At 72.3% G+C, this 25,895-nt stretch carries 28 protein-coding genes and 1 tRNA gene; 14 read left to right on the forward strand and 15 right to left on the reverse strand.

The genetic code is table 11. The features are described 5' to 3' along the window. The first annotated feature begins 63 nt into the window (after positions 1-63). Positions 64-612, forward strand: a complete 549-nt coding sequence (locus BKE41_RS14215) for a hypothetical protein (protein WP_070999635.1) — start codon at positions 64-66, stop codon at positions 610-612. Here the strand turns inward: BKE41_RS14215 and BKE41_RS14220 are convergent. The 6 genes from BKE41_RS14220 to BKE41_RS14245 all read right to left on the reverse strand — a co-directional run bounded on the left by BKE41_RS14220 (position 609) and on the right by BKE41_RS14245 (position 4,066). Then, positions 609-1,034 (reverse strand): hypothetical protein, encoded by a 426-nt coding sequence (locus tag BKE41_RS14220; protein WP_070999637.1) that lies wholly within the window; start codon positions 1,032-1,034, stop codon positions 609-611. The genes BKE41_RS14215 and BKE41_RS14220 overlap by 4 nt on opposite strands. A 13-nt stretch (positions 1,035-1,047) precedes the next feature. Then, entirely contained in the window at positions 1,048-1,314 is a 267-nt protein-coding gene (locus tag BKE41_RS14225; protein WP_159392754.1) for a hypothetical protein, read from the reverse strand. A gap of 65 nt (positions 1,315-1,379) precedes the next feature. Further along, positions 1,380-1,598, reverse strand: coding sequence for a hypothetical protein (locus tag BKE41_RS14230; protein WP_070999640.1), 219 nt, complete (start codon positions 1,596-1,598; stop codon positions 1,380-1,382). After that, a complete protein-coding gene (locus BKE41_RS14235; RefSeq protein WP_159392755.1) occupies positions 1,588-1,770 on the reverse strand; it encodes a hypothetical protein in 183 nt (60 codons plus the stop codon). Before BKE41_RS14235 ends, BKE41_RS14230 begins: the two co-directional genes overlap by 11 nt. Positions 1,771-1,784: 14 nt before the next feature. Next, the gene (locus tag BKE41_RS14240; protein ID WP_083374360.1) at positions 1,785-3,437 is read right to left on the reverse strand and encodes an AAA family ATPase; all 1,653 of its coding nucleotides are present in this window, start codon (positions 3,435-3,437) and stop codon (positions 1,785-1,787) included. Positions 3,438-3,532: 95 nt separating this feature from the next. Then, on the reverse strand, positions 3,533-4,066 hold the full coding sequence (locus BKE41_RS14245; protein WP_159392756.1) for a hypothetical protein: 534 nt from the start codon (positions 4,064-4,066) through the stop codon (positions 3,533-3,535). A gap of 543 nt (positions 4,067-4,609) precedes the next feature. Here BKE41_RS14245 and BKE41_RS14250 point away from each other — a divergent pair. The 6 genes from BKE41_RS14250 to BKE41_RS14275 all read left to right on the forward strand — a co-directional run bounded on the left by BKE41_RS14250 (position 4,610) and on the right by BKE41_RS14275 (position 8,454). Then, the gene (locus BKE41_RS14250; protein ID WP_070999648.1) at positions 4,610-5,779 is read left to right on the forward strand and encodes an RNA ligase; all 1,170 of its coding nucleotides are present in this window, start codon (positions 4,610-4,612) and stop codon (positions 5,777-5,779) included. A gap of 1 nt (position 5,780) precedes the next feature. After that, positions 5,781-6,038, forward strand: a complete 258-nt coding sequence (locus BKE41_RS14255; protein ID WP_070999650.1) for a hypothetical protein — start codon at positions 5,781-5,783, stop codon at positions 6,036-6,038. Further along, entirely contained in the window at positions 6,031-6,474 is a 444-nt protein-coding gene (locus BKE41_RS14260) for a hypothetical protein (RefSeq protein ID WP_070999651.1), read from the forward strand. Before BKE41_RS14255 ends, BKE41_RS14260 begins: the two co-directional genes overlap by 8 nt. Next, positions 6,471-6,917: a hypothetical protein gene (locus tag BKE41_RS14265; protein ID WP_070999652.1), complete on the forward strand. Its 447-nt coding sequence runs from the start codon at positions 6,471-6,473 to the stop codon at positions 6,915-6,917. Before BKE41_RS14260 ends, BKE41_RS14265 begins: the two co-directional genes overlap by 4 nt. Before the next feature lie 128 nt (positions 6,918-7,045). Continuing rightward, positions 7,046-7,597: a hypothetical protein gene (locus BKE41_RS14270; protein ID WP_159392757.1), complete on the forward strand. Its 552-nt coding sequence runs from the start codon at positions 7,046-7,048 to the stop codon at positions 7,595-7,597. A 92-nt stretch (positions 7,598-7,689) separates the two neighbouring features. Next, on the forward strand, positions 7,690-8,454 hold the full coding sequence (locus tag BKE41_RS14275; RefSeq protein WP_070999656.1) for an abortive infection family protein: 765 nt from the start codon (positions 7,690-7,692) through the stop codon (positions 8,452-8,454). 287 nt (positions 8,455-8,741) lie between these two features. Here the strand turns inward: BKE41_RS14275 and BKE41_RS14280 are convergent. The 3 genes from BKE41_RS14280 to BKE41_RS14290 all read right to left on the reverse strand — a co-directional run bounded on the left by BKE41_RS14280 (position 8,742) and on the right by BKE41_RS14290 (position 11,605). After that, a tRNA-Lys gene (locus tag BKE41_RS14280) sits at positions 8,742-8,817 on the reverse strand. A gap of 100 nt (positions 8,818-8,917) precedes the next feature. Further along, complete coding sequence (locus BKE41_RS14285) at positions 8,918-10,483, reverse strand: 2-isopropylmalate synthase (RefSeq protein WP_012319619.1); 1,566 nt, start codon at positions 10,481-10,483, stop codon at positions 8,918-8,920. A gap of 330 nt (positions 10,484-10,813) precedes the next feature. Beyond that, positions 10,814-11,605 (reverse strand): hypothetical protein, encoded by a 792-nt coding sequence (locus BKE41_RS14290; RefSeq protein WP_029360599.1) that lies wholly within the window; start codon positions 11,603-11,605, stop codon positions 10,814-10,816. A 281-nt stretch (positions 11,606-11,886) separates the two neighbouring features. Between BKE41_RS14290 and BKE41_RS14295 the strand changes: the two genes are divergently transcribed. From BKE41_RS14295 to ubiB, 4 genes are all read left to right on the forward strand, one after another. Continuing rightward, entirely contained in the window at positions 11,887-12,603 is a 717-nt protein-coding gene (locus BKE41_RS14295; protein ID WP_041372334.1) for a carbonic anhydrase, read from the forward strand. Positions 12,604-12,744: 141 nt separating this feature from the next. After that, positions 12,745-13,854 carry a 3-isopropylmalate dehydrogenase gene (gene leuB, locus BKE41_RS14300; RefSeq protein ID WP_070999658.1) on the forward strand — a complete coding sequence of 370 codons (1,110 nt, stop codon included), beginning with the start codon at positions 12,745-12,747 and terminating at the stop codon, positions 13,852-13,854. 113 nt (positions 13,855-13,967) lie between these two features. Beyond that, a complete protein-coding gene (gene ubiE, locus BKE41_RS14305) occupies positions 13,968-14,753 on the forward strand; it encodes a bifunctional demethylmenaquinone methyltransferase/2-methoxy-6-polyprenyl-1,4-benzoquinol methylase UbiE (RefSeq protein WP_012319623.1) in 786 nt (261 codons plus the stop codon). A gap of 31 nt (positions 14,754-14,784) precedes the next feature. After that, positions 14,785-16,347: a 2-polyprenylphenol 6-hydroxylase gene (gene ubiB / locus BKE41_RS14310; protein WP_043073869.1), complete on the forward strand. Its 1,563-nt coding sequence runs from the start codon at positions 14,785-14,787 to the stop codon at positions 16,345-16,347. A gap of 52 nt (positions 16,348-16,399) precedes the next feature. Here the strand turns inward: ubiB and BKE41_RS14315 are convergent, their stop codons facing one another. Continuing rightward, positions 16,400-19,375 carry a response regulator gene (locus BKE41_RS14315; protein WP_199825844.1) on the reverse strand — a complete coding sequence of 992 codons (2,976 nt, stop codon included), beginning with the start codon at positions 19,373-19,375 and terminating at the stop codon, positions 16,400-16,402. Then, positions 19,372-20,604: a cell division protein ZapE gene (zapE, locus tag BKE41_RS14320; RefSeq protein ID WP_024829764.1), complete on the reverse strand. Its 1,233-nt coding sequence runs from the start codon at positions 20,602-20,604 to the stop codon at positions 19,372-19,374. The genes BKE41_RS14315 and zapE overlap by 4 nt, the downstream gene beginning before the upstream one ends. Positions 20,605-20,925: 321 nt before the next feature. Between zapE and BKE41_RS14325 the strand changes: the two genes are divergently transcribed. Further along, the gene (locus BKE41_RS14325; RefSeq protein WP_012319627.1) at positions 20,926-21,519 is read left to right on the forward strand and encodes a GNAT family N-acetyltransferase; all 594 of its coding nucleotides are present in this window, start codon (positions 20,926-20,928) and stop codon (positions 21,517-21,519) included. A gap of 64 nt (positions 21,520-21,583) precedes the next feature. On the opposite strand, the gene BKE41_RS14330 is transcribed toward BKE41_RS14325, so the two are convergent. Both BKE41_RS14330 and BKE41_RS14335 read right to left on the reverse strand, forming a co-directional pair. After that, positions 21,584-22,345 carry a ComF family protein gene (locus BKE41_RS14330; RefSeq protein ID WP_012319628.1) on the reverse strand — a complete coding sequence of 254 codons (762 nt, stop codon included), beginning with the start codon at positions 22,343-22,345 and terminating at the stop codon, positions 21,584-21,586. 28 nt (positions 22,346-22,373) lie between these two features. Next, positions 22,374-22,619, reverse strand: coding sequence for a hypothetical protein (locus BKE41_RS14335; protein WP_012319629.1), 246 nt, complete (start codon positions 22,617-22,619; stop codon positions 22,374-22,376). Between the two features lie 149 nt (positions 22,620-22,768). Here BKE41_RS14335 and BKE41_RS14340 point away from each other — a divergent pair, with 149 nt between their 5' ends. Both BKE41_RS14340 and BKE41_RS14345 read left to right on the forward strand, forming a co-directional pair. Beyond that, complete coding sequence (locus tag BKE41_RS14340) at positions 22,769-23,659, forward strand: methyltransferase domain-containing protein (protein WP_029360596.1); 891 nt, start codon at positions 22,769-22,771, stop codon at positions 23,657-23,659. After that, positions 23,656-24,018, forward strand: a complete 363-nt coding sequence (locus tag BKE41_RS14345) for a DUF427 domain-containing protein (RefSeq protein WP_070999660.1) — start codon at positions 23,656-23,658, stop codon at positions 24,016-24,018. Before BKE41_RS14340 ends, BKE41_RS14345 begins: the two co-directional genes overlap by 4 nt. Positions 24,019-24,043: 25 nt before the next feature. Here BKE41_RS14345 and BKE41_RS14350 read toward each other — a convergent pair whose 3' ends face one another. After that, positions 24,044-25,555: a DUF6880 family protein gene (locus tag BKE41_RS14350; protein ID WP_070999662.1), complete on the reverse strand. Its 1,512-nt coding sequence runs from the start codon at positions 25,553-25,555 to the stop codon at positions 24,044-24,046. Between the two features lie 52 nt (positions 25,556-25,607). Further along, a complete protein-coding gene (locus BKE41_RS14355; protein ID WP_012319633.1) occupies positions 25,608-25,847 on the reverse strand; it encodes a hypothetical protein in 240 nt (79 codons plus the stop codon). Positions 25,848-25,895 lie beyond the last annotated feature (48 nt).

The raw sequence follows: 25,895 nt of genomic DNA on the forward strand, positions 1-25,895 counted from the left end.
ACAACACGGGCCGGCCGCACCCCCGCGGCCGGCCCCGGCGGCTACGCACGAAGGGAGGCCGAGGTGGCCGAGGCAGAGCACTACGACATCGAAGAGATGATCGAGATGTCCGTCGCGCGGGAGCGCCGCGCCGGCGAGAAGGTGGCGTCGAAGGAGCGCCGAGAGGCCGCTGCCGCCGCCCTGCGCGCGAGGCGGGCCGAGGTCGAGGAGCGGGCCGCCCTGAAGCGGATGTCCGAAAATCCGGCGCTGCCGACCGAGGGCGGGAACGGCGGCCCCAGCCTCGATGCGCCGCCGTCGTTCGACGCGCTGGAGCGCATCGGCATGTCAGTTTTCGGCACGCACTGGGAGGGCAAGCTCGGCGCTCAGGCCGGCATCGAGGAGCGCTCCATCAGGCGCTTCCGCGCCGGGGAGCTCGCCACCACGCCCGAGGCGATGGCCAGGGCGCGGCTATGGGCCATCGAGACCGCAGCCGAGCTCCTCGCCGCGGCTGGCGAGGCAGACCTCGCCGGCGAGGTGCGCGCCCGGGAGCAGGCGATGCGGCTTCGGAATACTGAGCGGGCCCGGGCCGTCCACGCGGCCAACCTCGCCAAGGCCAAGGCCAAGGCGCGCTAGTCGCCCGACGAAAGCGCCCCCGTCCCGCGGCGAGGGCACTCCGGGGCCGTCATCTCGCCCGGCAAGTCGAGGCGCTCTGGGCTCCGGCGGTACTGCGTGACGACGAAGCTCCCGCCCGGCCGCCCGCCCTCCCAGGTCCACTGCCCCCCGAATCCTGGCGAGGCTCCCCGGCCGCTCGATCCCGTACCGACTGCCCGGCTGAGCGTCTTCCCAGTTCGCGTGGACCGTACGCCGCATTCCACGCGGACGCGCCACTCGGCCCGGCCGGTCGGCTCCGCGTCCACGACGCCGTAGCGCTCCTGCCCCGGGCCCGCGGGCTCCGACAGGGCATACTGCCAGCCCGAGGTGTAGTCCGGCCAGAACTCGACAGCGCCAGCGGCGGAGGGAGCGGCGAGCGCCGCGGCGAGGATGAGGGTTCGCATTCTCGGGGCTCCATCAGGTGGGGTCGACGGCCCAGCAGGAGCCGTCGGCGGCGAGGATCACGAGGGCGGCCGCGCTCACCGGCGTGCCATCCTCAAGCGTGAAAGCGGCCCCTCGGTAGGGGCAGAAGCGCACCCGGACGGCGTCGCGCGGGAGTGGGCCGGATTCGATGGGGACGCCCCTGACGAAGGCGACCACCTCCCGGGCGCGGCGCGCCTGAATGCGACGGACGCCGGCGGCCGAGACCACGAACCGGACGCCCGCCAGGGTCAGGGTATCCACGTGCCCGACGACGCGACCGGCGCACCTTACGGAAAAGCACCCGCGGGACAGGTTCCGGTAGGCGTCTACGGTAGCGGCAGCGGGCGGACGCATAGCGCGACGGCCTCCGCCTCAAGGGCCATCCGGATGGCATCCGCGCGCGGGATGCGGCCGGCGTCGTCCAGGGCGATGAGCCGGTCGACGCGGAGCGCCATCGCGACGGCGACGAGCCCGCAGACCCTCCGGGTCGCCCAAGCGAGCCGCAGACGGTCGCGGACCGCGTGGAGGTCCTCGTCAGGCGGCATCGGAGGCCTCCTCCGGCTCAGGTAGCGCCGACCGGATCAGCCTGATGGCGTCCGAGACGGCGGCCGCATCGACCGGGTTTACCTGGCCGGCGCACGCGAGCTTCAGGACGTGGAGCGCCAGGGAGGCCAGGGCCTCGCGACGGTCGGCGGCGGTCTCGATGTGCTGCTGCATGTCGCTCTCCTGGATCAATGGCGGGGGGCCGCGGCCGGGCCTTCGTCCCGGGCCTGCAGCACGACTTCGACAAGGCGGACGAGCCGGCGGATGGAGCCGCCCGGCCACGCCTCGGCCAGGGACGCCATCTCGACGTGATCGAGCGCCCCCCAGCGCTCGTCGAGGCCCTGCCGGCGGCAGACCTCCCGGGCGACCTGGGGCGCCAGGACGGCGAGGTGGTCTGCCGTCGGCTCGTCGACCCGGGCGATGACCATGCGGTCGCGCAGGGGCGCCGGGAGCGTGGAGGCGTCGTTGGCCGTGCAGAGGAAGACGACGCCCGTGAGGTCGACCGGATGGCACAGGAACGTGCTCGGCCAGGCCGCCGCCGTCTCGGGGTCGAGTTGCCCCAGCAGGACGTCGTGGAACCGGCCGCTGTTCGTGTCCCTGGACCCGCCGGCCTTCTCGACCTCGTCGAGCATGGCGACGAACGTCCGTCGCTTGAGTTCAACGAAGGCGGCGGTGACGAAGTCCTGCTGGGCGCTCGTCCAGCGGATGGGCGTGCCCCCGTACGAGTTGTCCGAGGCGTTGTCGCACTGGAAGCGTCGCATCGGCAGCCCGGAGACCTCGGCGACACTCCGGCACATAGCGCTCTTACCGGCGCCTGCGGGGCCGTCGGCGCATACGACCGCGTGCCCCCAGAACTCGCGCCCGCCCTGGCTCCGGCGGATGGCCCGGAAGAACCGGCCGCCGTTCGGATGCCGGGCGAGCAGCGCCCGTTCCCAAGCGTCCCAGTCCCCGGGCACGCGCACGCCGGGCAGCGGCACGTCGAGGACATCCCCGAGGATGCGCTTGAGCTCCTTCTGGTTGTCGCTTCGGCCGACGCCCTCCAGGATACTCGACGGGAGCAGGACCGCGCTGCCGGGCAGCGGGGTCGGCTCGGCCGCCGCCTTCCGGAAACCGGCGAGCGGCGACGGCCGCTTCGGCGTCGGCTCCTCGGCCTCCCGCGCGCTGGCCCTGGCCTCGACGATGGCGTCGCGAACGCGCTCCCGGGTGGCAAGCGCCACCTGGGCGACGTACTCCTCGCCGGCCTCGCGCCACTGGCCCACGACGTCGTAGCGATGCGTCCCCGGGATGCACCGCGGCTCATAGTGGCCGTCCAGCATCTCCGCCCCGAGGAGCGTGGAGATGAGTGCGGCGCGGCCCTCGATGGCGCCGTCCCTGCGGGCATGGCGTGCCACGACGCCCCGGAGACGGTCGGCCGCCAACCGGTCGCCTGAGGAGGCCAGGTGGTAGAGCAGCCGGTCGTCGAGGTCGTCGAGCGGGTCATGGAGGCCGTACCCGAGGTCGAGGTCGACGTCCTCTGCGGGGCGGAGCGCCAGCAGGCGTCCGAGCTCGACCTTGGAGGTTAGCAGCCGGGTCTGGAACACCCGGCGCGTCACCCGGTCGAGGCAGTGTTCCGCCACGACGAGCTCCGCGCATGTGAGGTACGTGCTGCGGAGGAGTTCGGCCATCGCGTCGGAGCCGCCTACCGCCTCGACCAGCGCGGGGCGGTCGAGCAGCACGAGGGCCGGCCATCCAGTGACGAGGTGTTCGTAGAGGTCGCGGTAGGCGCAGTCGCCGGTGGGGCGGGCGCCGCACAAAAGGGCGCGCGTCGTCGGGTGCGCGCTGCGGGCGCGTGGGTTCGTCATCGGGGTGTCCTCGTTACCCACGCCACAGGCGAAAGCCTTGGGCGCGTCAGTCCGGGACCCTACTCGCCGGGTGTTAAGGACAGGTCAACGAATCCTTAACGGCCGGCTTCGCGATCCTCGACAATTGTAGTGGTCGGCCGCTCCCGGGCGTCCCGAGCGCCGAGCACAAGGGCCAGGGCGGCGTCCATGCCGGCCCGGGAGACGACGCCGAGGTCGTGGCGGTCCCCGGGAGGCGTCCGCATCATGCTCTCTCCCTGGGTGTAGGGCCCTCGGTCCACGAGCTCGACCGCCGCCAGCAGCAAGTAGCCCATCGCCCTCGGTGTCCCCGCCGCGGCCGCGGTCCCGAGCAGCCGGAGCACCCACGGCGGCAAACCGTTCTTGACAACGCGGTCGGGCGTGACCGTGCGCCTGTTGAGGGAGGTGGTCCGCGCGAGACTGTTCACGTAGTCGCCGCCCCAGAGCGCGGTTGCGGCCGCGTCAACCGCGGCCGCGAGATCCTCGGCGATCTCCTCGTGAGCCACGGGGCGACCAGCCACGTGGGGCGTACGGCCCTCGTAAGTCAGGGGAGCGCCGTCAACGACGCCGACGGCATCGGGGACATCCGGGACGGGTCGGAGCAGGAGAGGCATGCCCCGGCATACCATGAGGACTGAAACGAAAAAGGCCCGCCTCGCGGCGAGCCCGTCTCGTTCGCCCTCCCCTGGGGAGGTTCACGTTCCCCAAAACCGAGGGGATGAACCGGCAGGTCTGCCCTCCCAAAGGAAGGATCACAGGTCGCCCCGTACACGAGGGGGTCAGCCGGGTTTGCCCTCCCGCAAGCGGGAGAAAGTTCAGACGGCAGGCCCTGTCGGGATCTGGCCGGGCTTGCCCTCCCACCGGGAGGGGACTTCACTCACCGCGGTACATGCGGTGAAGGGTGGTCCGCCCTCCCACCGGGAGGAACCCACATCGCCAACGTGGCTGTTAGCGAGCCAAGGGTTGCCCTCCCGTCGCCGGGAGGTGGACCGATCTTCGACCTGGCTCTTCTCAAAGTTAGGCCTGCCCCCGCCGGAGCGAGGAGTGGTTCGAACATAAGGAGCACGCGTCGCCGGTCAAGCCGACCCACCCTCTCGCTTGTGGATAGCGTCACCTCGCGGGAGCCTCCCCCTCGTGCGGGACGGGAGGCGATTCGGATGACCGAACAGGCGAAGGTGAGCCATCAGGCGGCGGCGGTTCACCCCGCCCGCTCCCTCAGCTTCGAGGCGTTGGTCGCCGGGTTGGAGAAGGCGCGCACGGTTGGCTACGTCAGCCGGAAGGTCTGTCCCGAAACCGGCCTGCACCTTTACTGCTACACCCAGCGCTGCGTGTACGACCACGGCTGGGACGCGTTCTCGCTGATGGCCCGCGGCCTGATCGTCGATCCGTCCGCGCGCAGCGTCGTGGCGACGCCGTTCCCGAAGTTCTTCAACCTCGGCGAGCGCGGCGCGCCGGGTTCCACGGACCTGCCCTTCGAGGCGTTCGACAAGCTCGACGGCAGCCTGATCGTCGCCTTCCGCCACCCCGGCCGATGGCGCGCCGCGACCAAGGGGGCCTTCGACAGCTCGCAGGCCCTGTGGGCCCAGGCGCGCCTCGACGCGATGGACACCTCGCGCCTGACGCCCGGGACAACCTACCTCTTCGAGGCCATCTACCCCGAGACCATCATCGTCATCCGCTACGCGGACGCCGGGCTGTCGCTGCTCGCCGCCTACGATGCCGACGGCCGGGAGGTCCCGTACGATGACCTCATGACCCTCGCCGAGGACAGCCTGTTCGCGTTCAAGGTTGTCCAGCGGCAGGCGTTCGTCTCAATCGCGGCGATGGTCACCCGGGCCGCGGCGCTCCCCGGGGACAAGGAGGGCTTCGTCATCCGCTTCGCCGACGGCTCTCGGCTGAAGATCAAGGGCGCCGAGTACAAGCGCCTCCACGGCCTGATCAGCCGGTGCACGCCCCTGGCGGTGTGGGATGTCCTCGCCACCGGCGGCGACCCCGCCGAGATGCGGAAGGATCTCCCAGAGGAGTTCTGGGACGACTTCGACGAGATCTGCTCGATCATCGGCAACCGGTACCTGAGCCTGCTCAAGCGCCTGCTCTCGGCGGTCGAGGATGTCCGGAACCTCTCGGACAAGGAGCTCGGTCTGCGGCTGTCGTCGATGCCGGCGGATGTCCGACCGTTCCTGTTCCAGCACCGAAAGGCCGACACCCCGGAGGCGAAGGCCAAGCTGACCCTGGCCATGCTCCGGACCATCCGCCCGACCGGAAACGTGCTGGATGGCTACGTGCCGTCCTACGCGATGACCCGCGTGATGGCGGAGGCAGCCTGACATGACGGACGCCGACCGTATCCGCGCCGCCTGCGACCGGGCCGTCGAAGCCGCGCAGCGTAGTCGCCCGCTGCAGCCCGGGCAGATCCTCGGGCAGTCGTCGCCCCTCTGTTTCCCGTCCCGGCCGGCCGCGCCGATGCCGGAGTGCATGCATCCGGACTTCGCCGCTCGCGTGCTAGCCCGAATGCAGGGCGATCCCTCGGCGCCGCGGCGCACCCGGGACGCCGACCTGCCGGCGGTGTGGTCCGCCCATGGCTGAGCATGACGGCTACACCGACGCCGATCTCGCGCGGTTCGGCTGGTCGCCGGGCCTCTACATGGGCCGCTGCGCCGACTGCCGCGAGCGGGCCATAGGCGAGAAGCGGTTCAAGCGCTGCCGGTCCTGCGCAGTCGCCGCACTCCGGGCCGCCGAGGCATACCCACCGTCGGCCGAGGCTGCGGCCGCGCCGGTCCGCCGCTTCGCCGTTCGAGACGCCGTCTCCGGCCTCCTGTTCTGCAACCACTCCATGCACCCGCAGAGCAGGTCGTGGGACGGCCTCGCGACGGCGCAGGTCTACCTCAAGCGCGAGGCGGCCGAGGCGACCGCCCGCCAGGCGCGCGAGCACTGGGAGCGTTTCCGGCCGCACCATCCGACGCTCTACCCGGAGCGCCTGGAGCCCGAGGTCGTCGAGGTCGAGTTGAGGGTGATGGCATGACCGACCTGGAACGCACCATTCGCCGGGAACTCGGGCGCGCCGGCGCGCAGGTCCACCTCCAGCGGCGAACTGCTCGGCGTGTGGCGGCCGCAGCCCGCATCGAGGCCTTCGCTAACGCGGTCGAGGTCGTCACCGGGGCGGAGATCCGGCGCCGCGGCGAGGCGCTCGGCGGCGACCTGCAAGCTGCCCGGGCGGCACATCAAGGAGCCGCAGCCGGCGAGGCCGTTGCGCTGGCCATCCTGGGCTTGGGGCGCCAGGTCAGTGCCGGGATCGACCGGCTTCAGGCGCATCTCAACAGGCCGGGCGCCCCCGCAGAAGTCGAGCGCGCCCGGCAGGAGCTTCGGGACGCCGCCGCCGCGGCGAAGGCTGCCTGGGACCGGCGCGGGGGCGTCCCCGTCAACCCGCGGTTCGCCGCCCGGCGGGAGGCCGAGCGCAACCGTTAAGCCGACCCGCCGCATTCGCCAGGACCGCATCACCCGGCGGCAACCGTAGCCGTATGTAGGTTTGCCCGATTCGGATCCCGGTAACCCGGCACGGCCAGGGTGCGCCCCGATTGAGGTCGGAGGCGCACATGCATTTGCTCGAATACGAGGTCTTTGAGACCGACCCGGAGCTGTCTCCGGAGACCAACGAGACGATCCGTCTCGTTCAGGGTCAACTGCTCGCGGCTCAGGACGAGATCCTTCGCCAGGTGAAGGTCACGCCGGACATGCCTGAGCGCATGATGCTGCAGGTCCTCGATGCGCGCTTCGGGGAGAGCCGCGAGGCGGCTGATGAACTGACGCGCAAGATTAGCGAGGCGGGTGGTCCCAACGAGAACCGACTGCACCGGTATCTCTACGACGTCCTCTATCGTGGGATGAGCCGGCGCATCGATGCACGCGTCCGCGATGCCCTCCTCCTGATCGACCAGGGCATCAAGCCCGGCACCGTGCCCCGGGCGACCGGGTTCCACCCTGGCACGCCCACCCCGTACCTTCGGAGGCTGGTCGCGAAGGAGGCTATCAAGCGCGCCCAAGATCAGGCCGATAAGGAGGGCTGGGAGGCGGAAGCGGCGGGGTGGTATTGGGAACTAGAGCGTTTGGAGCATTACGGCGGCAATCCGCCGTCTGACTACGATTGACACTTGCTCCGTCGGCATCTGTGCGCACCTGAGGTGCGCACGTGCGCACCCGGCGGCATGACGGTAGCCTGGGCCTGTAGTCAGGAGGCCCCATGGACGACATGCCGGAGACGCTCATCGAGCGGGTCGCGATGATGGAGGGCATCCTCGTCGCGGCCGCGACCGGGGGCTCCCCCGACGGGCACGCCTACGAGATCCTCAGGCGCGAACTGCTCCACGACGACGAGGCCAAGGCGCTCCTGCCGGCGTTCGTCCGGACCTCGCGCACGCTCGATGCATTCTGGCCGTACATCAAGGACCGCTACGGCCGGTACGCGGAGCGCCGGGCATTCATTCGCGAATCCTTCACGCCCCTGATGGACCACCTGGAGGGCCGCAACCGGTCCCCCGGCGACGCCGTGGTCAACGATGCGCTCGCCTCGTTCGATGCCGACGGCGTGCATGCGGTCTGGACCAAGGCTCTGGCGCGCCGGACTGCCGACCCCGAGGGCGCCATCACGGTCGCGCGCACCCTGCTGGAGGCGGTGTGCAAGCATATCCTCGACGGCCTTGGGATCGCCTACGCGCCGCGGGACGACCTTCCCAAGCTGTACGGCGCCGTCGCCCGCGGGCTGCGGCTCGCCCCGGACCAGCACCGCGAGGAGCCGATCCATGCGATCCTCGGCGGGGCGATGACCCTGGTGAACGGGCTCGGCACGCTGCGGAACCGGTTCTCGGATGCGCACGCCGACGACCCGCCGACGGAGGAGCGGCCGCGGGTTCGGCCGTCGCCCCGGCACGCCAGCCTCGCGGTGAACGCGGCGGGGGCAATCGCGACCTTCCTCGTCGAGACCTACCAGGAACGCGGCAAGCCCTAGCCCGTGGGGGCAGGCACACTTTCGAGCCAGACACCATCAAGTTACTTGATGCCCCCTGCCCGGGGCGTGGCCTGGAACGGGACACGCGGGCGGTGGCAGCCTGAATCCGTGACGCCTGAAGGGCCGGCCGCGAGCCGGTTTCCCGCGCCGCCGACCACCCTGCCGGAGAGCCCCTCCGAGCGGGGCCTTTCCGCATGCGCCCGCCCGAGTCCCGCCCGAGTGCGAAATCCGCCCGAATGGGGAGGACCCGCTGAGCGGCTAAGTGCCTGTATTTGCTAGGGAGTGTTTGGTGGGCGCACTAGGGTTCGAACCTAGGACCCGCTGATTAAGAGTCAGCTGCTCTACCAACTGAGCTATGCGCCCGATCGCGTCTGCGACCGCCCGGTGGCCACCAAGTCCGTCCGGGGTGGCGGGCTGATACCAACGCGGCCGGGGCCTGTCCAGCCCCGGCCGCAGCTTTTTCTCATTCCGCCGCCGCATGCTGTGCATGCACGCGCACGGAATGGGCCGACAGCTTGTTCAGCGCCGAGAGATACGCCTTCGCGGACGCCACCAGCGTGTCCGGATCGGCGCCGCGCGCGGTGACGCTGCGCTCGCCGTCGCGCAGGCGCACCGAGACCTCCGCCTGCGCGTCCGTGCCGCCGGTCACGGCATGGACCTGGTAGAGCTCCAGCTGCGCCTGGTGCGGGACCAGCGCCGAGATCGCGTTGAACACCGCGTCCACCGGCCCGTTGCCGTCCGCCTCCTCGATCCGCGTGCCGGTCTCGTCGGCGATCCGCAAAGTCGCGCGCTGCGGGCCGCGGGTGCCGGCGATCACCGACAGGGAGACCAGCCGGATCCGGTCGTGGGCCGTGGCGAGGTTCTCGTCGACCAGCGCCTCGATGTCCTCGTCGTAGACGTGCTTCTTCCGGTCGGCCAAGGCCTTGAAGCGGTCGAAGGCGTCCTGGAACTGGTTGTCGGACAGGTGCAGGCCGAGATCCTCCAGCTTGGAGCGGAAGGCCGCCCGGCCGGAATGCTTGCCCATCACCAGGGAGGTCTTGGTCAGCCCGACCGAAGCGGGCGTCATGATCTCGTAGGTCTCGGCGTTCTTGAGCATGCCGTCCTGGTGGATGCCGCTCTCGTGCGCGAAGGCGTTGCGGCCGACGATCGCCTTGTTGAACTGCACCGGGAAGTTCGTGGCGTGGCTCACGAGCTTCGAGGCGCGGGTCAGCATGGTCGATTCGACGCCGGTCTCGTAGGGCAGCACGTCCGCGCGGGTGCGCAGCGCCATCACGATCTCCTCGAGCGCGGCGTTGCCGGCCCGCTCGCCGATGCCGTTGATCGTGCACTCGACCTGCCGGGCGCCGCCCTCGATGCCCGCCAGGGAATTGGCGATCGCGAGGCCCAGGTCGTTGTGGCAATGGACCGAGAACACGGCCTTGTCGGCGTTCGGCACGCGCGCGCGGACGTTCGCGAACATGTCGCGGTACTCCGACGGCGTGGCGTAGCCGACCGTATCGGGGAGGTTGATCGTCGTGGCGCCGGCCTTGATCGCCGCCTCGACGCAGCGGCACAGGTAGTCGAGCGGCGTGCGGGTCGCGTCCATCGCCGACCACTCCACGTCCTCGACGAGGTCGCGGGCCTGGGCCACGGTCTTCAGGATGATCTCGACGACCTCGTCCTGGCTCTTGCGCATCTGGTGCGCGAGATGGATCGGCGAGGTCGACACGAAGGTGTGGATCCGCGCGCGCTTGGCGTGGCGCACGGCCTCGCCGGCCCGGGCGATGTCGGCGGGGATGGCGCGGGCGAGGCCCGCGATGGTCGCGCGCTTGGTCCGGCGGGCGATCTCGGAGACCGCCTCGAAATCGCCGTTCGACGCGATGGGGAACCCGGCCTCGATGATGTCGACGCCCATCGTGTCGAGCAACTCGGCCACCGCGAGCTTCTCGTCGAAGGTCATGGTGGCGCCGGGGCACTGCTCGCCGTCGCGCAGCGTGGTGTCGAAGATCAGGATCCGGTCGCGGGCGGAGGCGGTGCTGGTCGTGGTCATGGCATTACCCTGTCGCGGGCCGCCCGGCACGGGATGGCGCGGCGCGGCGTGGTGCCCTCGCGGGCGGATTCGCGAATGAAAGAACTCCCCTGAAGGCCCAGGCGCGCGCCCGGACGGCCCTCAGGGGCGGGTAAGCAGGAGCGGAAGAAGGAGCCTGGAGCGGCGCGCACGGGACCGAAGCGCCGTAGAGGCGGCGCGGGCGGTCTCGGTCGCTGAGCCGGCTCTGGCCAAGGCTCGTCTCTCCTGTCGGCGGCCCGCGCGGGACGGTCTCACGGCGCGGTGCCGCCCGTAGGTATCCCCGCAGCGGCCGGAACACAAGCGAGACCGGCGTCAGGACGCGCGGGCCGGGACGGTCGCGGCCGGCGGCGCTGCGAGGATCGCCGCCGCGAGATCGTCGTAGAACAGCATCTGCCCGGCGGCCCAGGCCTCGAATTCCGCCAGCAGCGTCGGATCGAGGGCTGTCAGGCGGCCGTCGGTGATCCGGATCCATCCCGCCGCCTCAGCCTCGCCGAGCAGATTGCCGATATGGGCCCGCGACACGTCCAGACGCTCGGCGAGGCCGCGCAGGCTGAGCGAGACCGCCGCCGGCGCTCCGGGCACCGTGACGGCGTAGTGGGCCCCGACGAGGGCGGTGAGCAGCGGGTAGCCGCAGTCCCGACCGGCGAACTTGAGCACCCGCGGGAACGGGGCGATGAGCGTGCCGTGCCGCAGCACGTGGGCGGCCGACCGGCGGACCAGTTCCCCGAGCCGGTCCGGGCCGTCGAGCGTCCCGGCGCGGCCGGGGTCGCGGCGCTCGACGGCGTCCATGGCGGCGACGAACAGGCGCCCGCTGCGCGCGATCTCGGTGACGAGGGCCGGCGCGGCCTGCAGGCATTTCACCCGCCCGTCGCCGCGGTCCGCCACCGCGGTGACGAAGCGTCCGGCCTTCAGCGCCGACACGAAGCCGGCCGTCTGCCGCGGGCTCGATCCCACCATGGCCTGCAGGGCCGTCAGGGTGGGGCGGGGGCCGCCGTGGTGACGCCACGCGTAGTCGTTGTGGATCAGCATGAACGAGACCACGTAGCGCCCGATCTGGTTGAGCAGCTTGTGGCTGGGCCAAACTATCTGCGCCGGCTCGATCATGCCCCGGCAGTAACCGGCGACCGCCGGGCGGAAACCGCGCTCGGATCGAAGCAGAGCGATCCGATCCCGGAAATGATCGTCCAACATCCGTGCCCCGGTTCAGCCGGATCCGGACCGGAGGGATGCCCCGCGCCCGGCCTCAGGTCCAGGATTTCCTGCAAAGTTTGGACTCTGTGGTGAAGAACGCGCCGGGATACGACTCGCAGTGCTTGTCTCAGCGCTGCCGAAGCGAGCGGTCCGCCGGGCCTGGCCGGCCTCAGATGCGAAGGGGACCGTCCACCGTGTGCGATCTGCATCGACCCTCTCTCTCCCGGCGCGGCCTGCTGGCGGCCGCGGCGGCCGGTACCGCGATGGGGGCTTCCGCCGGGATCCGGCGCGCCGAGGCGGCCCTCGACGGGGCGCGATCGAACGCCATCACGCCCGAGGCGGCCCTGACGCGACTGCGCGACGGCAACGGCCGCTACGTGGCCAACACGCCGGCGAATCGGGACTTCGCGGCCGGTCGCGCCGCGCGCGCCGCGGCGCAGTACCCGATCGCCTGCATCGTCGGCTGCGCCGACGCCCGGGTCGCCCCGGACTTCATCTTCGACCAGGGACCGGGCGATCTGTTCGTCGTCCGCGTCGCCGGCAACTTCGTCACCACCGACGGCCTCGCCAGCCTGGAATACGGCGTGTCGGTACTCGGGGCGCCGCTGATCCTCGTGCTCGGCCACTCCGATTGCGGGGCCGTGAAGGCGACGATCGACGTCATGAAGACCGACGCGACCCTTCCCGGTCATCTCCCCGTACTGATCGACGCGATTCGCCCGGCGGTGGACCTGGCCGAGAAGGCGCGGGCGCAGGATCCCCTGGCCGAGGCCATCGCCCAGAACGTTCGGCACAGTGTCCGGCGCCTGCAACAGGCCGGGCCCATCCTCGCGGAGGCCGTCGCCGCCGGGCGCGTGAAGGTCGTGGGCGGCTTCTACGACATCGGCACCGGCCGGGTCGCGATGCTCTGATCGCGGGGGCGCGATCCCCCCGGTGCGCGGGCGGGCGCCCGGCCGATGCGGGACGCCGATGCTGGACGCCGATGCTTGCCAATGACGGTGCAGCCTCGATAAAGCCCGCCGGCACGTCGAGACCGAACCCGCGAGACCGTCATGGCCAGCTACAAGCTCCTCCTCCTCCCCGGCGACGGGATCGGCCCGGAGGTCGCCGGCGGCATGCAGGTGGTGCTCGACACCCTCAAGGAGACCGGTCTCGCGACCTTCGAGACCGAGACCGACCTCGTCGGCGGCTGCGCCATCGACGCGCACGGCGTCCCGCTGGCGGACGCGACCCTGCAGCGCGCCAAGGACGCGGACGCGATCCTGCTCGGCGCGGTCGGCGGACCGAAATGGGCCGGCGTCGCCTACGAGAACCGCCCCGAGGCCGGCCTGCTGCGCCTGCGCAAGGAGCTGGACCTCTTCGCCAACCTGCGCCCGGCGATCTGCTACCCGGCCCTGGCCGAGGCCTCGGCGCTGAAGCGCGAGCTGGTCGAGGGGCTCGACATCATGATCGTCCGGGAGCTGACCGGCGGCGTCTATTTCGGCGAGCCGAAGGAGATCACCACGCTGGAGGACGGCTCCAAGCGGGCGGTCGACACCCAGGTCTACACGACGGCCGAGATCGAGCGGATCGCCCACGTGGCCTTCGACCTCGCGGGCAAGCGCTCGGGCCGGGTCGCCTCGGCCGAGAAGCACAACGTGATGAAGTCGGGCGTCCTCTGGAAGGAGGTCGTCACCAGGGTGCACGCCGAGCACTACGCCGACCTGCAGCTGGAGCACATCCTGGCCGATAACTGCGCCATGCAGCTGGTGCGCCGGCCGAAGCAGTTCGACGTGCTGGTGACCGACAACCTGTTCGGCGACGTGCTCTCCGACATCGCCGCCATGCTCACCGGCTCCCTCGGCATGCTGCCCTCGGCCTCCCTCGGGGCGGTCGACGCGAGCGGCCTGCGGCGGGCGCTCTACGAGCCGGTCCACGGCTCGGCCCCCGACATCGCCGGCCAGGACAAGGCCAACCCGATCGCCATGATCGGCTCGCTCGCCATGTGCCTGCGCTACTCCTTCGGCCTCGGCGACGCCGCCGACGCCCTCGACGGCGCCATCACCGACGCCCTCGCGGGCGGCGCGCGCACCGCCGACATCGCCGGCGCCGGTGTCAACCCGATGGGCACGCGCGCCATGGCCGGCGCCGTGGCGGACGCGCTCCGCGCCCGGGTCGGCTGAGACACCCCTTCGGCGCGTCGCAGCACCGGGTCCGATCCCCAGCCGCCTGTTTCGACGCATGGCGGTCGGGCGCGACCTTCGCTATGACGCGCCCATCGAGGATTGGGAGCGTCATGAAGGCCGGAGACGGGGCGTCTGAGCGCGCGAGCGCGGATTTCGGCTTCGAGCGCGTGGCGCTCGACGAGAAGCAGGGGCGCGTCGACAGCGTCTTCCACTCGGTCGCCCGCCGCTACGACATCATGAACGACCTGATGTCGGCGGGCCTGCACCGGGCCTGGAAGGCGCAGCTCGTCTCGATGCTGCGACCGCCGCAGAACCGCGCCTTCGCGCATCTCGACGTCGCCGGCGGGACCGGCGACGTGGCGTTCCGCGTGCTGGCCGCCGGCGGTCCGCGCACCCGCGTCACCGTCCTCGACATCAACGAGTCGATGCTGCGGGTCGGCGCCGAGCGGGCGCGGGAGCGCAGGGTCGACGAGGCCGGCGACCGGATCGCCTTCGTGACCGGCAACGCCGAGGCCCTGCCGCTGCCCGACGCGTCCTTCGACGCCTACACGATCGCCTTCGGCATCCGGAACGTGCCGCGGATCGAGACGGCCCTCGCCGAGGCGCGGCGCGTGCTGAAGCCCGGCGGGCGCTTCCTCTGCCTGGAATTCTCCGCCGTCGACATCCCGCTGCTCGACCGCATCTACGACGCCTACTCGTTCAACGTGATCCCGCGCATCGGCGCCCGGGTGGCCGGGGACGCCGAGTCCTACCGCTACCTCGTGGAGTCGATCCGGAAGTTCCCGACCCGCGGCGCCTTCGCGGGCATGATCGAGCGCGCGGGCTTCCGGCACGTCACCGACCGGGCGCTCACGGGCGGGATCGTGGCGATCCATTCGGGCTGGAAGGTCTCTTGAGCGCCCCCGCGCGCGACGGGAGCCAGCACCGGTGATCAGCGCCGCCGTCAACCTGTTCCGCGGCGCCCGGGTCGGCTTCGTGCTGGCCCGCGAGGGCGCCCTCGCCTTCGCCGATCCCTCCGAGCTGCCGCCGCACCTGCGGCTCGCCCTGCGGATCGGCCGCTCCCTCGAGCGGCCTGGCCTCGACGACGGGGCCGCCCGGCTGTCGGCGGCCATGACGCGCCTCGGCCCGTCCTACGTCAAGTTCGGCCAGTTCCTGGCGACGCGGCCCGACATCGTCGGGATGCGCGCCGCCTTCGACCTGGAGAAGCTGCAGGACCGGGTGCCGCCCTTCCCGCAGGCGGTCGCGCTCCGCACGGTCGAGGCCGCCCTCGGCAAGCCCGTGAGCGCGCTGTTCGTCTCGTTCAGCGAGCCGATCGCGGCCGCCTCGATCGCGCAGGTCCACAAGGCGATCGTGCAGGATCCCGACGGCACGCAGCGCGCCCTCGCCGTGAAGGTGATGCGGCCCGGCGTCCGCGAGCGCTTCATGCGCGACCTCGAGGTCATGCGCTTCATGGCCCGGGTGGTGCACGCCCTGTCCCCGCAGGCGGAGCGGCTGCGGCCGCGCGAGGTGGTGGAGATCCTCGCGCGCTCGGTGCTGATGGAGATGGATTTCCGCCTGGAGGCGGCGGCCGCCTCCGAACTCGCCGAGAACACCAAGGACGATCCCGACTTCCGCGTGCCGAAGCCGGAATGGGAGCTGACCGCCCGCGAGGTGCTGTCGGCCGAGTGGATCGAGGGCACCCGCCTGCACAGCGCCGCGGAGCTCGCCGCCCAAGGGCACGATCCGCAGACCATCGGGCGGACCGTCATCCAGAGCTTCCTGCGGCACGCGATCCGCGACGGCTTCTTCCACGCCGACATGCACCAGGGGAACCTGCTGGTCGACGCCGAGGGCCGTCTCGTGGCGGTCGATTTCGGCATCATGGGCCGCCTCGGCCCGAACGAGCGCCGCTTCCTCGCCGAGATCCTCCTGGGCTTCATCCTGCGCGACTATCGCCGGGTGGCGAAGGTCCACTTCGAGGCGGGCTACGTGCCGGCCCACCACTCCGTGGAGGATTTCGCGCAGGCGATCCGCGCGATCGGCGAGCCGATCCACCAGCGCCGGGCCGACGAGATCTCGATGGCCAAGGTCCTGACCCTGCTGTTCGACGTCACGGCCCTGTTCGACATGAGCACCCGCACCGAGCTGGTGATGCTCCAGAAGACCATGGTGGTGGTGGAGGGCGTCGCCCGCTCCCTCGACCCGCGTCTCGACATGTGGACCACGGCCGAGCCGGTCGTGCGCGCCTGGATCGCCCGGAACATGGGGCCGGTCGGCCGGGCGCAGAGCGGCCTGGAAGCGCTCAAGGTCATCTCCGACGTCGTCGGTGACATTCCGGACCTCGCCATGCGGTTGAAGCGCGTGCTGGTCCGCCTCGACGAGGCCGGCACGGGCGACGCCCGCCGGCTGGAGCGCTTCGCCCGCAACGAACGCTACCGCGCGATCTGGTCGACGCTGGCCCTGTGGGGGATCGCCGTCGGCGCGCTGATGCTGGCGTTCCGGGGCCTCTGACGCGGCACCCGTCCCTGACCCGGGGCCGATACCGCCCGTCCTCCGCGGGCGCTCAGACGGGCAAGGTTCGCGGTCCGGCCGTGTCCTCGGTCGCCGGGATCAGGGCGCGCAGCTCGCGGGCGAGCTCGTTGAGGCCGGTCGAGCCCTTGGCGAGCACGCGGTCGGCCTGACCGGCCAGACGGCGGCGATCCTCGGCCGTGATGTCCTTGGCGGTGAGCACCACCACCGGCACGTCGCGGCTGTCCGGGCGGGCCCGGAGCGCCCGGAGAAACGCGAAGCCGTCCATCTCCGGCATCATCAGGTCGAGGAGGATGAGGGACGGCCGTTCGGCCTCCAGGGATTCGAGGGCGCGCAGACCGTTCTCCGCCTCGCGGACCGGGAAGCCCTCGCGCGCGAGATAGGCGCAGACGTGGTCGCGCACGTCGGCCTCGTCCTCGACCACGAGGATCGCGCCGTCGCCGGAGGCGGGCCGGAAGCGCTCGACGATCTGGCGCAGGCTGCCCCAGTCGAGCGGCTTCTGCAGGTAGTCGGTGGCGCCGAGGGAGAAGGCGAGATTCTGCTCGTCCAGAACCGTCACCATCACGATCGGCGTCGCGCCGATCTCGGGATCGGCCCGGATCGCCCGCAGCACCGCCCATCCGTCCATCTGCGGCATGGTGACGTCGAGGAGCACGGCCCGAGGATGCAGGCTGCGGGCGAGATCGAGCCCGCGCCGCCCGTCCTCGGCGACCGTCACCGCGAAGCCCTCGCGCTCCAGGAAGCGCGCCAGCAGATCGCGGGTCGCGGCGTCGTCGTCGACCACCAGGATCGTCCCCCGCTCTCCGGGATCCGAGGCGGCCGGGCCCGCGTCCTCGCCCGCGCCGGTCTCGAAGCGTGCCGGCAGCGTCAGCGTGAAGGTCGTGCCGGCCCCGTCCCGGCTCTCGACCGCGATCGCGCCGCCCAGCATCTCGGCGAAGGCCCGGGTGATCGCGAGCCCGAGCCCGGTGCCGCCGAACCGCCGCGTCGTGGAGGCGTCGGCCTGGGTGAACCGCTCGAACAGCTTGCCGAGCTGCTCCTGCGTCATGCCGATGCCGGTGTCGGTCACGGCGAAGCGTAGCGCGCCGTCGGCGCGGGTGACCGCCAGGGTGATGCGACCGTCCTCGGTGAACTTCGCCGCGTTGCTCAGGAGGTTGATCAGGCACTGGCGCAGCTTGGTGACGTCGGTGTGGGCGCTGCCCAGACCCGGCTCCAGCTCGAGCGCCAGCGTGTTGCCCTTCTTGGCGACGAGTCCCTCGACCGTCACCGCCACCTCCTGCACCACGGCGGCGACCTCGAAGTCCTCGGCGTAGATCTCGACCCGGTCGGCCTCGATCTTCGAGATGTCGAGCACGTCGTTGATCAGGCCGAGCAGGTGGCGGGCGTTGGTCTCGATCTTCTTCATGTCGGTGACGAGATCGGCCTCGCCGATATCCTCGAGCTCCTCCTGCACCATCTCGGAATAGCCGATCACCGCCGAGAGCGGGGTGCGCAACTCGTGGCTCATATTGGCCAGGAACTGGCTCTTGGCCGCGTTGGCGGCCTCGGCGGCCGCGCGCGCCGCCTCGATCGCGGCCTCGGCCTCCTTGCGCTCGGTGATGTCCGTGTGGGTCCCGACCCACTCCCGCAGGGTGCCGTCGGGTTCGAGGATCGGGACGGCCCGCACGCTCATGTGCCGGTAGGCGCCGGAGGCGGCGCGCATCCGGTGCTCGGTGGCGTAGGGTTCCAGGCTGGTGACCGCGCGGGTCCACGCGGCGCGGGTGTGCGCACGGTCGTCCGGGTGAATCGCGTCGAGGAAGCCGAGCCCCGCGTAGGCGGCCTCGTCCTGGCCGGTGAAGCGCGTCCAGGCGGTCTGACGGCGGTGGAGGCTCCCTTCCGGGTTGGCGGTCCAGACGATGGCGGCGCTCGCCTCGATCAGCGAGCGGAAGCGCTCCTCGCTCCGCCGGAGCCGGGCCTCCGCGAGGTGGCGGATGGTCTCGTCGACCACCACGAGGCCGACGCCCTCGACACTCTGATCGGCCGCCGCGCTCTCCTCGCCCCGAAGCGGGTAGAAGCTCATCGAGAAGTGCCGCACGCCGCCCGGCGCCGAGGGGGTCGGCACCGCGACCGGCACGTTCGGCGAGACCAGGCCTTCCGTCAGGGCCGCGGCCAGCTTCGGCGCCAGCTCCTCCCGCAGCGTCGGGAGCATGGCCCAGATCGGCGCGCCGAGATCGGCCCCGAAGCCGCGCTCGCTCATCGTGGCGAGGGCCCGGTTCATGTGCCGGATCTTCAGGTCGCGGTCGAGGAAACCGAGCCCCACCGGCGCGTTGGCGAGCACGCCGTCGAGGAGGCGCGACATGCGCAGGGATTCCTGCCGTCGCACCAGGGCGAGGCGCGCGAGCAGCACGATCGCCCCGAGGGCCGCCGCGGCGGAGGTCAGGAAGAGCAGGAGCCCGCGCCAGCCCTCGCGCGCCTGCAGGGTGGCGAGCTGCTCGAGGGTCGCGGCCTGGCGGGCCGCCGCCTCGGCGCGGATCGCGTCCATCAGGCGCTTGCCCTCGCCGGTCCGGACGAGGTCGATGGCGGCGTCGAAGCCCTGGTTCCGCCGCGCCTCGACCACCCGGGCGGCGAAATCGCGCTTCTGCGCGATCAGCCCGGCCAGCGACGGACCGCCGGCCCGCACCGGGTCCTGCGCGGCCGCGCCGAGGCCGGTCAGCTCCGTGTCGATCTTGGTGAGGGCAGTCGTGTACGGGCGGAGGTAATCCTCGCTGCCGACCAGCACGAAGCCGCGCTCGCCCGTCTCCAGGTCCTTGACCTCGGAGATCAGGCGCTCGATCCCGGCGATCGTCGCGTTCGCCCGGGCGGTCGCGGCCCGATCGGTCTCGCCGGTCACGTAGTTGGCCGTGCCGCTGCCCAGGGCGACGATCAGCAGGAGGAAGGCCGCCGGGGAGCCCAGGAGCCAGCCCAGCGGGCCGGCGCCGCGCCAGTTGCGCCGACGCAGCCCGAAGATCGATCCGGCACGCGACGGGGCGCTCACGTCTCCACCAGCCCGGTGCTGGCGCCCGACGCCTCGGAGTCCGGCCGGCCGTGCGGCTGGCCGAGATACTCCCGCGAGCGCATCTCGATCAGGCGCGAGACGGTCCGGTCGAACTCGAAGGCCTCGCGGCCGGTCTGGGCGGTGTAGAGGTCCTGCGCTTCCGCCGCCGCGGAGGCGACGAGCTTCACGTGCCGGTCGTAGAGCGTGTCGACCAGCGTGATGAAGCGCTTGGCCTCGTTCCGCTCCGCCTCCCCCATCACCGGGATCCCGTCCAGGATCACCGTGTGGTAGGCGCGGGCGAGCGCCATGTAGTCGGAGGCGCCGAGGGGCTGGCGGCACAGATCGTCGAAGCCGAACCGGGCTACCCCGGTCGCCTGCTCCGGAACCGCCACGGCCCGGCCGTGGACCGTGACCGTCGTCGGGAGGCCGCGGGCCTTTCCGGTCAGGGCCTTGAAGGCGGCATCGAGGGCCGCGCGCGCCGCCGCGTCGGCCGGCACATGGTAGACGGCCGCGCCGCCGAGCTTCTCGAGCCGGAAATCGGTCCGGGAATCGAGCCGGACGACGTCGACGCGCTCCTTGAGGGTCGCCACGAAGGGCAGGAACAGCGCCCGGTTGAGGCCGCCCTCGTAGAGCCGGTCCGGCTCGACGTTCGAGGTCGCGACGACGGTGACGCCGCGCCGGAACAGGTGGTTGAACAGGCGCCCCAGGATCATCGCGTCGGCGATGTCGGTGACGGTGAACTCGTCGAAGCACAGCAGGGTCGCCTCGTCGGCGAGCTGGTCGGCCACCGGGCCGATCGGATCGTCGCCCTTGACGGTGCCGGCCTTCAGCGCCTGCCGGTAGGCGTGGATGCGCTCGTGCGCGTCGGCGAGGAAGCCGTGGAAATGGACCCGTCTTTTCGGCTCCGGCGCCGCCTCGTGGAACAGGTCCATCAGCATGGTCTTCCCGCGCCCGACCGAGCCCCAGATGTAGAGGCCCCTGATCGCCTCGGCCTCGTCCTTGCGCCGGAACAGCCATCCCAGGGCGCTCGTCTTGCTGGCCCGCTTGCGGCGCTGAAGGTCGAGGACCAGCCGGTCGAGGGCGCGCACCAAGTGCGCCTGGGCCGGATCGCGCTCGATGGCGCCGGTGCCGACCAGCGCCTCGTAGCGCTCGTGGACCGGGCCGGGCGAGACGGCGCCGGCGAGCGCCGCCGGCGACGGTGCGATGGACTTGCCGGATCTGTCGTTCACGCCGCCGGTTCCTCGCTGCTGATCGCGGCACCGGTTCGGCACCCCCTTGCGCCCGCGTCGGCGGTCAACGACCCGGGGCCCGTTCCAGTGCCGCGCAAGCTCGGCCTGAATCAAGCCCGCGGCCGAACAGCCGCAGGGAAGCGTCCCATCGAACGTCCCTTCGAAGTGTCCCGTCGGCCTGCGCATGGCAGGCACGCGGACGGCCGGCCCCGCACTCTGCTGCATTGCACAATGGATACGGGGATGCGACACCCCGGCGGTCTTCTGGGAGGAGCGTCCGGACCACTTCGCGCGACAGCGCGCACGAACCGGAGCTTCATCATGGCGGTACAAGCCCTCGATGGGCCGGCCCACACCATCCGGCGTCTCTGGCCGGCGGATCGCGCGGCGGTCCTCGACTACTTCCTGCGGCTTGATCCGGAGACCCGGGCGAGCCGCTTCATGGGTAATGTCAGCGAGGCCGGAGTCCGGGCCTATGCCGCGCAGGCATTGACCGCGGAGGGCGTGATGTACGGCGCCTTCGTGGGCGGCGTGCTGCGCGGTCTCGGTGAACTCCGGCCCATGGGCCCGGGCGCGTCCCGCTACGCCCTGGGGCCGCACGCGGAGGCGGCCTTCGCGGTCGAGCAGACCTTCCGCCGGCAGGGGATCGGCGCCGCCCTCTTCGCCCGGATCGCCCGCTCGGCGCGGCATCGCGGCGTCCAGGACCTCCACGTCCGCTGCCTGTCGGGCAACGGGCCGATGCTGCGACTCGCGGCCAAGCACGGGGCGGCCCTCCAGCACGAGGGTCGCGAGATCGAGGGCGCCCTGCACCTCGCGCGTCCGACGCCGTTCTCGCTCTGGTACGAGGGGATCGCGGAGGCGTTCGACTTCACCCTGGCGGCGAGCTTTCCGGAGCGGATGCAGGCCGGGCGCTGAGGCCGGGCGTCGCGGCCGGGCGAGGAGGCCGGTCGCCGGTGCCGGGCCCGCGGCGGCCGGCCCCTCAGCCGGCGGGGTCGCCGACGAGGGCGAAGGTCAGGAGGTCCACGGACGTCGCCCCGCCGCGCAGGAGCGCCCGTGCGGCCGCGTTGCCGGTGGCGCCGGTGGTCATGACGTCGTCGACGAGGAGAACCCGGCGTCCGCGGATGCGGTGCTGTTCGGCGGCCGTCACCCGGAAGGCACCGCTCAGGTTCTCGGCCCGCGCCGCGCGGCTCAGGCCGACCTGGGATCGCGTGGCGCGCACGCGCACCAGGGCGGTGGCGACGCACGGCCGTCCCGCCGAAGCGGCGATCGCCCGCGCGAGCAGGGCCGACTGGTTGAAGCGCCGCCGCCACAGGCGACCGCGATGGAGCGGCACCGGAACGAGGCACTCGGCCTCGGCGATCAGGGTCCGGCCGCTCGCGGCCATCATCCGCGCCATGACGCCGGCGAGATCGAGCCGGTCCTCGTATTTCAGGCGATGGACGATCCGTCGCGCCACGGCATCGTAGAGGGCGACCGCCCGGGCGCGGCCGAAGACCGGCGGTTCCGCGATCGCCCGGGGCGACACCAGCGGGCCGACCCCGAGATCGAGCGCGAAGGGCGTGCCGTAGCGCTGGCAGACCGGTTCCTCGATCAGGCGCAGGCTCGACCAGCACGACGGGCAGAAGGCGCCCGGATCGGCGGTGGCGCTGCCGCAGCCCGCGCAGGTGGGCGGGTAGACCAGAGAGACGACCCCGCGCGGCAGACCGCGCAGGGCCGTGGCGACGGCCTGGAGGGCCGTCATGCGCGCAACGCGCGACCGGAGTTCCCGCCTACTGGGCCGAGACAGGCCGCGCCTGCGGCGCCATCTGCTGCTGCTCGACCTGACGGTCGCGCGCGTTGGCGCGGTGGCGGCCGATGGCGCAGCCGGCCGCGGCGCCAACGAGGCCGTGATGGCCGGCGTAGTGACCCGCGATGCCGCCGACGATGGCGCCCTTGATGCAGCCCTTCGCCTCGGCGCCGCCCGCGGCCGCCAGGGTGGTGAGGGCCACGGCGGCCCCGACGAGCATGCGCTTCATGATGTGTGCTCCCTGAGGAATCTCGGCCGTTGGGCCGGTTGCAGCAGGAACAGCGACCCTCCCGAGTCGTTCCAGCAGCCTAGCGCAGCTCACGAGACCGTGCGCGGGGACGGTGGCGCGACGCGACCGCAGATGCCATCTGCCCGCTGATGGATGCTCCCGCCGCCCTGTTCGACACGCCCCTCGCCCGCCGCCGCCTCGCCCGTGCCGGGCGCCTCGGCTACCCGGGCTTCCTCCTCGACCGCCTCGCCGAGGATCTCGACGACCGGCTCGGCGCAGTCCTGCGCAGCTTCGGCTCGGTTCTCGACCTCGCCACGCCGCGTCCCGCGGCGACCCGGCTGCTCGCCGCGCGCTATCCGGCGGCGCGGCATGTCCGCCTCGCGGCCCTGCCCGAGCCGGGCGGCGACCTGGTCGTCGGAGATCCCGAGGCGCTGCCGCTGGCGCCCGGGAGCCTGGACCTCGCCGTGTCGCTGCTGGCCCTCCACGCCGTGAACGACCTGCCGGGCACGCTGATCCAGCTGCGCCGCGCCCTGCGGCCGGACGGGCTGTTCGTCGGATGCCTGCTCGGCGGCGCCACGCTGACAGAGCTGCGCCAGAGCTTCGCCCAGGCCGAGAGCGAGGTCGAGGGCGGGGTCAGTCCGCGCGTGGCCCCCTTCGCGGCGGTGCGCGAGGCCGGCGGACTGCTGCAGCGCGCGGGCTTCGCGCTCCCGGTGGCCGATACCGACACGCTGACCGTCCGCTACGCCGACCCGTTCGGCCTGATGCGCGACCTGCGGGCCATGGGCATGACCAACGTGCTCACCGAGCGGCGGCGGACGCCCCTGCGGCGGGCCACGCTCCTGCGCACGGCCGAGATCTACGCCGAACGGTTCGCGGACCCGGACGGCCGCGTGCGGGCGACCTTCGAGGTGCTGTGGCTCTCGGGCTGGGTGCCGCACGAGACCCAGCAGAAGCCCCTGCGGCCCGGGACCGCGAAGACGCGCCTCGCCGACGCGCTCGGGACCGTCGAGCTGAAGCCCGAAGGAGGGACCACGCCGTGAAGCGTCCCGGACCGGACCACCCGATCACCGTCGAGCCCGAGCCCCGCCGCGTCCGCGTCGTCGTGGCGGGCGTCGCGGTCGCCGAGACCCGGAACGCCCTGCGGCTGCAGGAGGCGCGGTATCCGCCGGTCTTCTACGTCCCGCGGAGCGACATCCGGGCCGAGCACTTCGTCGCCTCGACGCGCACGAGCCACTGCCCGTACAAGGGCGATGCCCACTATTACGATCTCGTCGTCGACGGGACCCGTCGTTCCGACGCGGTCTGGAGCTACGGGAACCCGTACCCGGCCGTCGCGGCGATCCGCGACCACGTGGCGTTCTATCCGGACCGGATCGACGCCATCGTGCTGGAGGACTGAGCCGCCCGCCCGGATCAGTCCCGGATCAGTCCCGGACCAGGCTCCAGAACCCGTGCTTGCGGCCGTGCGCCTGCCGCAGTGCCGCGCGGTAGGCCTGCGGATCCGGCTCGACGTCGCCGGCCGCGAGGCGTTGCGCCAGGGCGTCGAGTTCCGCGAGGTAGCGCGCCCCGTGCGGGTAGGCGGCGCTGCGGCCGGTCTCGAGGATGGAATCGAGGAGCCGGCGGTACAGGATCGTCGCGGCCCGGGGATGCTGCTGCGCCAGCGCCTCGGCGACCGGCGCCAGCACCGCGTACTGGTCGCCCTGCCAGATTGCGGGCCGCGCGACAACCAGCGCGGCCGCACGGCGCAGGTCCGGCCAACCCGCCAGGAAGGCGAGAGCCCGGTGCGGCTGCGGGAACGCCTCGGCGTGGTCGAGGGCGCGTTGGAGCGCCTCCTCGTCCTCGAAATCCGGAAGCTTGGCGAGGAAGGTGCGCAGCATCGGCGCGTCGAGCTCGCGCTCGAATCGCCCCCAGCGCAGGGCCTGCGCCTCGTCGCCCCGGCCGAGCGCGTCGAGGATCTCGATCTCCAGAGCCTGCCGCTCCCGTTCCGGTCCGCGCAGGTCGAAGCCGGCGATCAGGTCGGCCCGGGTCGCGATGCGCAGGCCCGGGTCCTGCATGCGCCGGATCCAGTCCAGCGCCTCGGCGGGGCGCCCGGCGTCGAGGAGCCGCCGGGCGATCGCGACGCGGTTCTCCCGCCCCGGCAGCATCAGGCCTTCCAGAGCGATGAAGGCGTCCGGGTCGCCGCGCCGGTCGGCGATGGTCTGCCGCAGGCGCAGGATCTGGATCCGGGCCGCCTGCCGGTGGTGCGTCGCCTCGCGCCTTGGATCCCCGCCCGGCGGGAGCGCCGCCGCGGCGGCGGCGAGCCGGTCGTCGATCTCGGCGAGGGCCGGCTCGGGCAGCCGCGGGATCATGTCGCCGAGGACGGTCCCGAGGGGCCCGAACGGATCCGCCGCGAACGGCTCGACGAGGCGCGCGGCCACCCCGGCGGCGTCCTCCGGCGGCAGGGAACCGGCGATCTCCACGAAGGCCGCGGAGGCGCGGTCGAACACCCCCTGCACGGCCCCGGTGCTGTCGTCCACGCGGTTCAGGACCGCGTCGGCGCCGTCGAGGAAGCGCCGGAGCCGGTCGAGCGCGGCCGCCGGATCGAGGGGACGCAGCTCGTTGAGGATCACCGTCACGGTCGTGTTGAGATCGGCCGCGAAGGTCCGGCGCTTCTGCCAGTCGATGTAGCCCTGGGCGCCCTCGAGGGCCGTCAGGCGCCGATCGACGATCGCCGCGACGGCCTCGGGGCCCTGGAGCGAGGCGAGCGCGGCGCTCACCAGCTTCTTGAAGGCCGGGTTACGCCCGGTCTCGCCGAGGATCAGCGCGATCAGCCGGTCTGGCCCGAGGGCCGCCAGCGTCTCCGGCGACGGGGTCGTCCGGCGCGCGCCCTTCGGCAGAGCGGGCGCCCTGCGGCCGGCCTGCGCCTCGGCCGGGGTCACGCGCCGCGCGCGCGCCACGCCGATCCCCGTCGTTGCCCCGGATCCCGCATCTCCGTCCCGCCCGCCGCGACTACTCCACGACCCGCGCGGTGGGCCGATCGCTGCCCTGCGCGGTCTCGTCGTGCCAGCCGCCGGCCTGATCCTGGTAGCGGATCCCCTCGGTCGAGCCGGGGACCTGCTGCTCCGCCGCCGCGGCCTGCGCCGCCTGCAGCGCCTCCTCGCGGCTCGGGAAGGTCTCGGAGAACACGTCGCCGACCTTGTAGGCGAAGCCGCCGTCGTGCTCGACGATGCGATAGGTAACCTCGGACATCACGCCTCCTGTACGCGCCGGTCATCGTTGTGCGCGAACCCGCCGGAC

The sequence above is a fragment of the Methylobacterium sp. C1 genome (assembly GCF_001854385.1).
In the GTDB taxonomy this organism is placed as follows: domain Bacteria; phylum Pseudomonadota; class Alphaproteobacteria; order Rhizobiales; family Beijerinckiaceae; genus Methylobacterium; species Methylobacterium radiotolerans.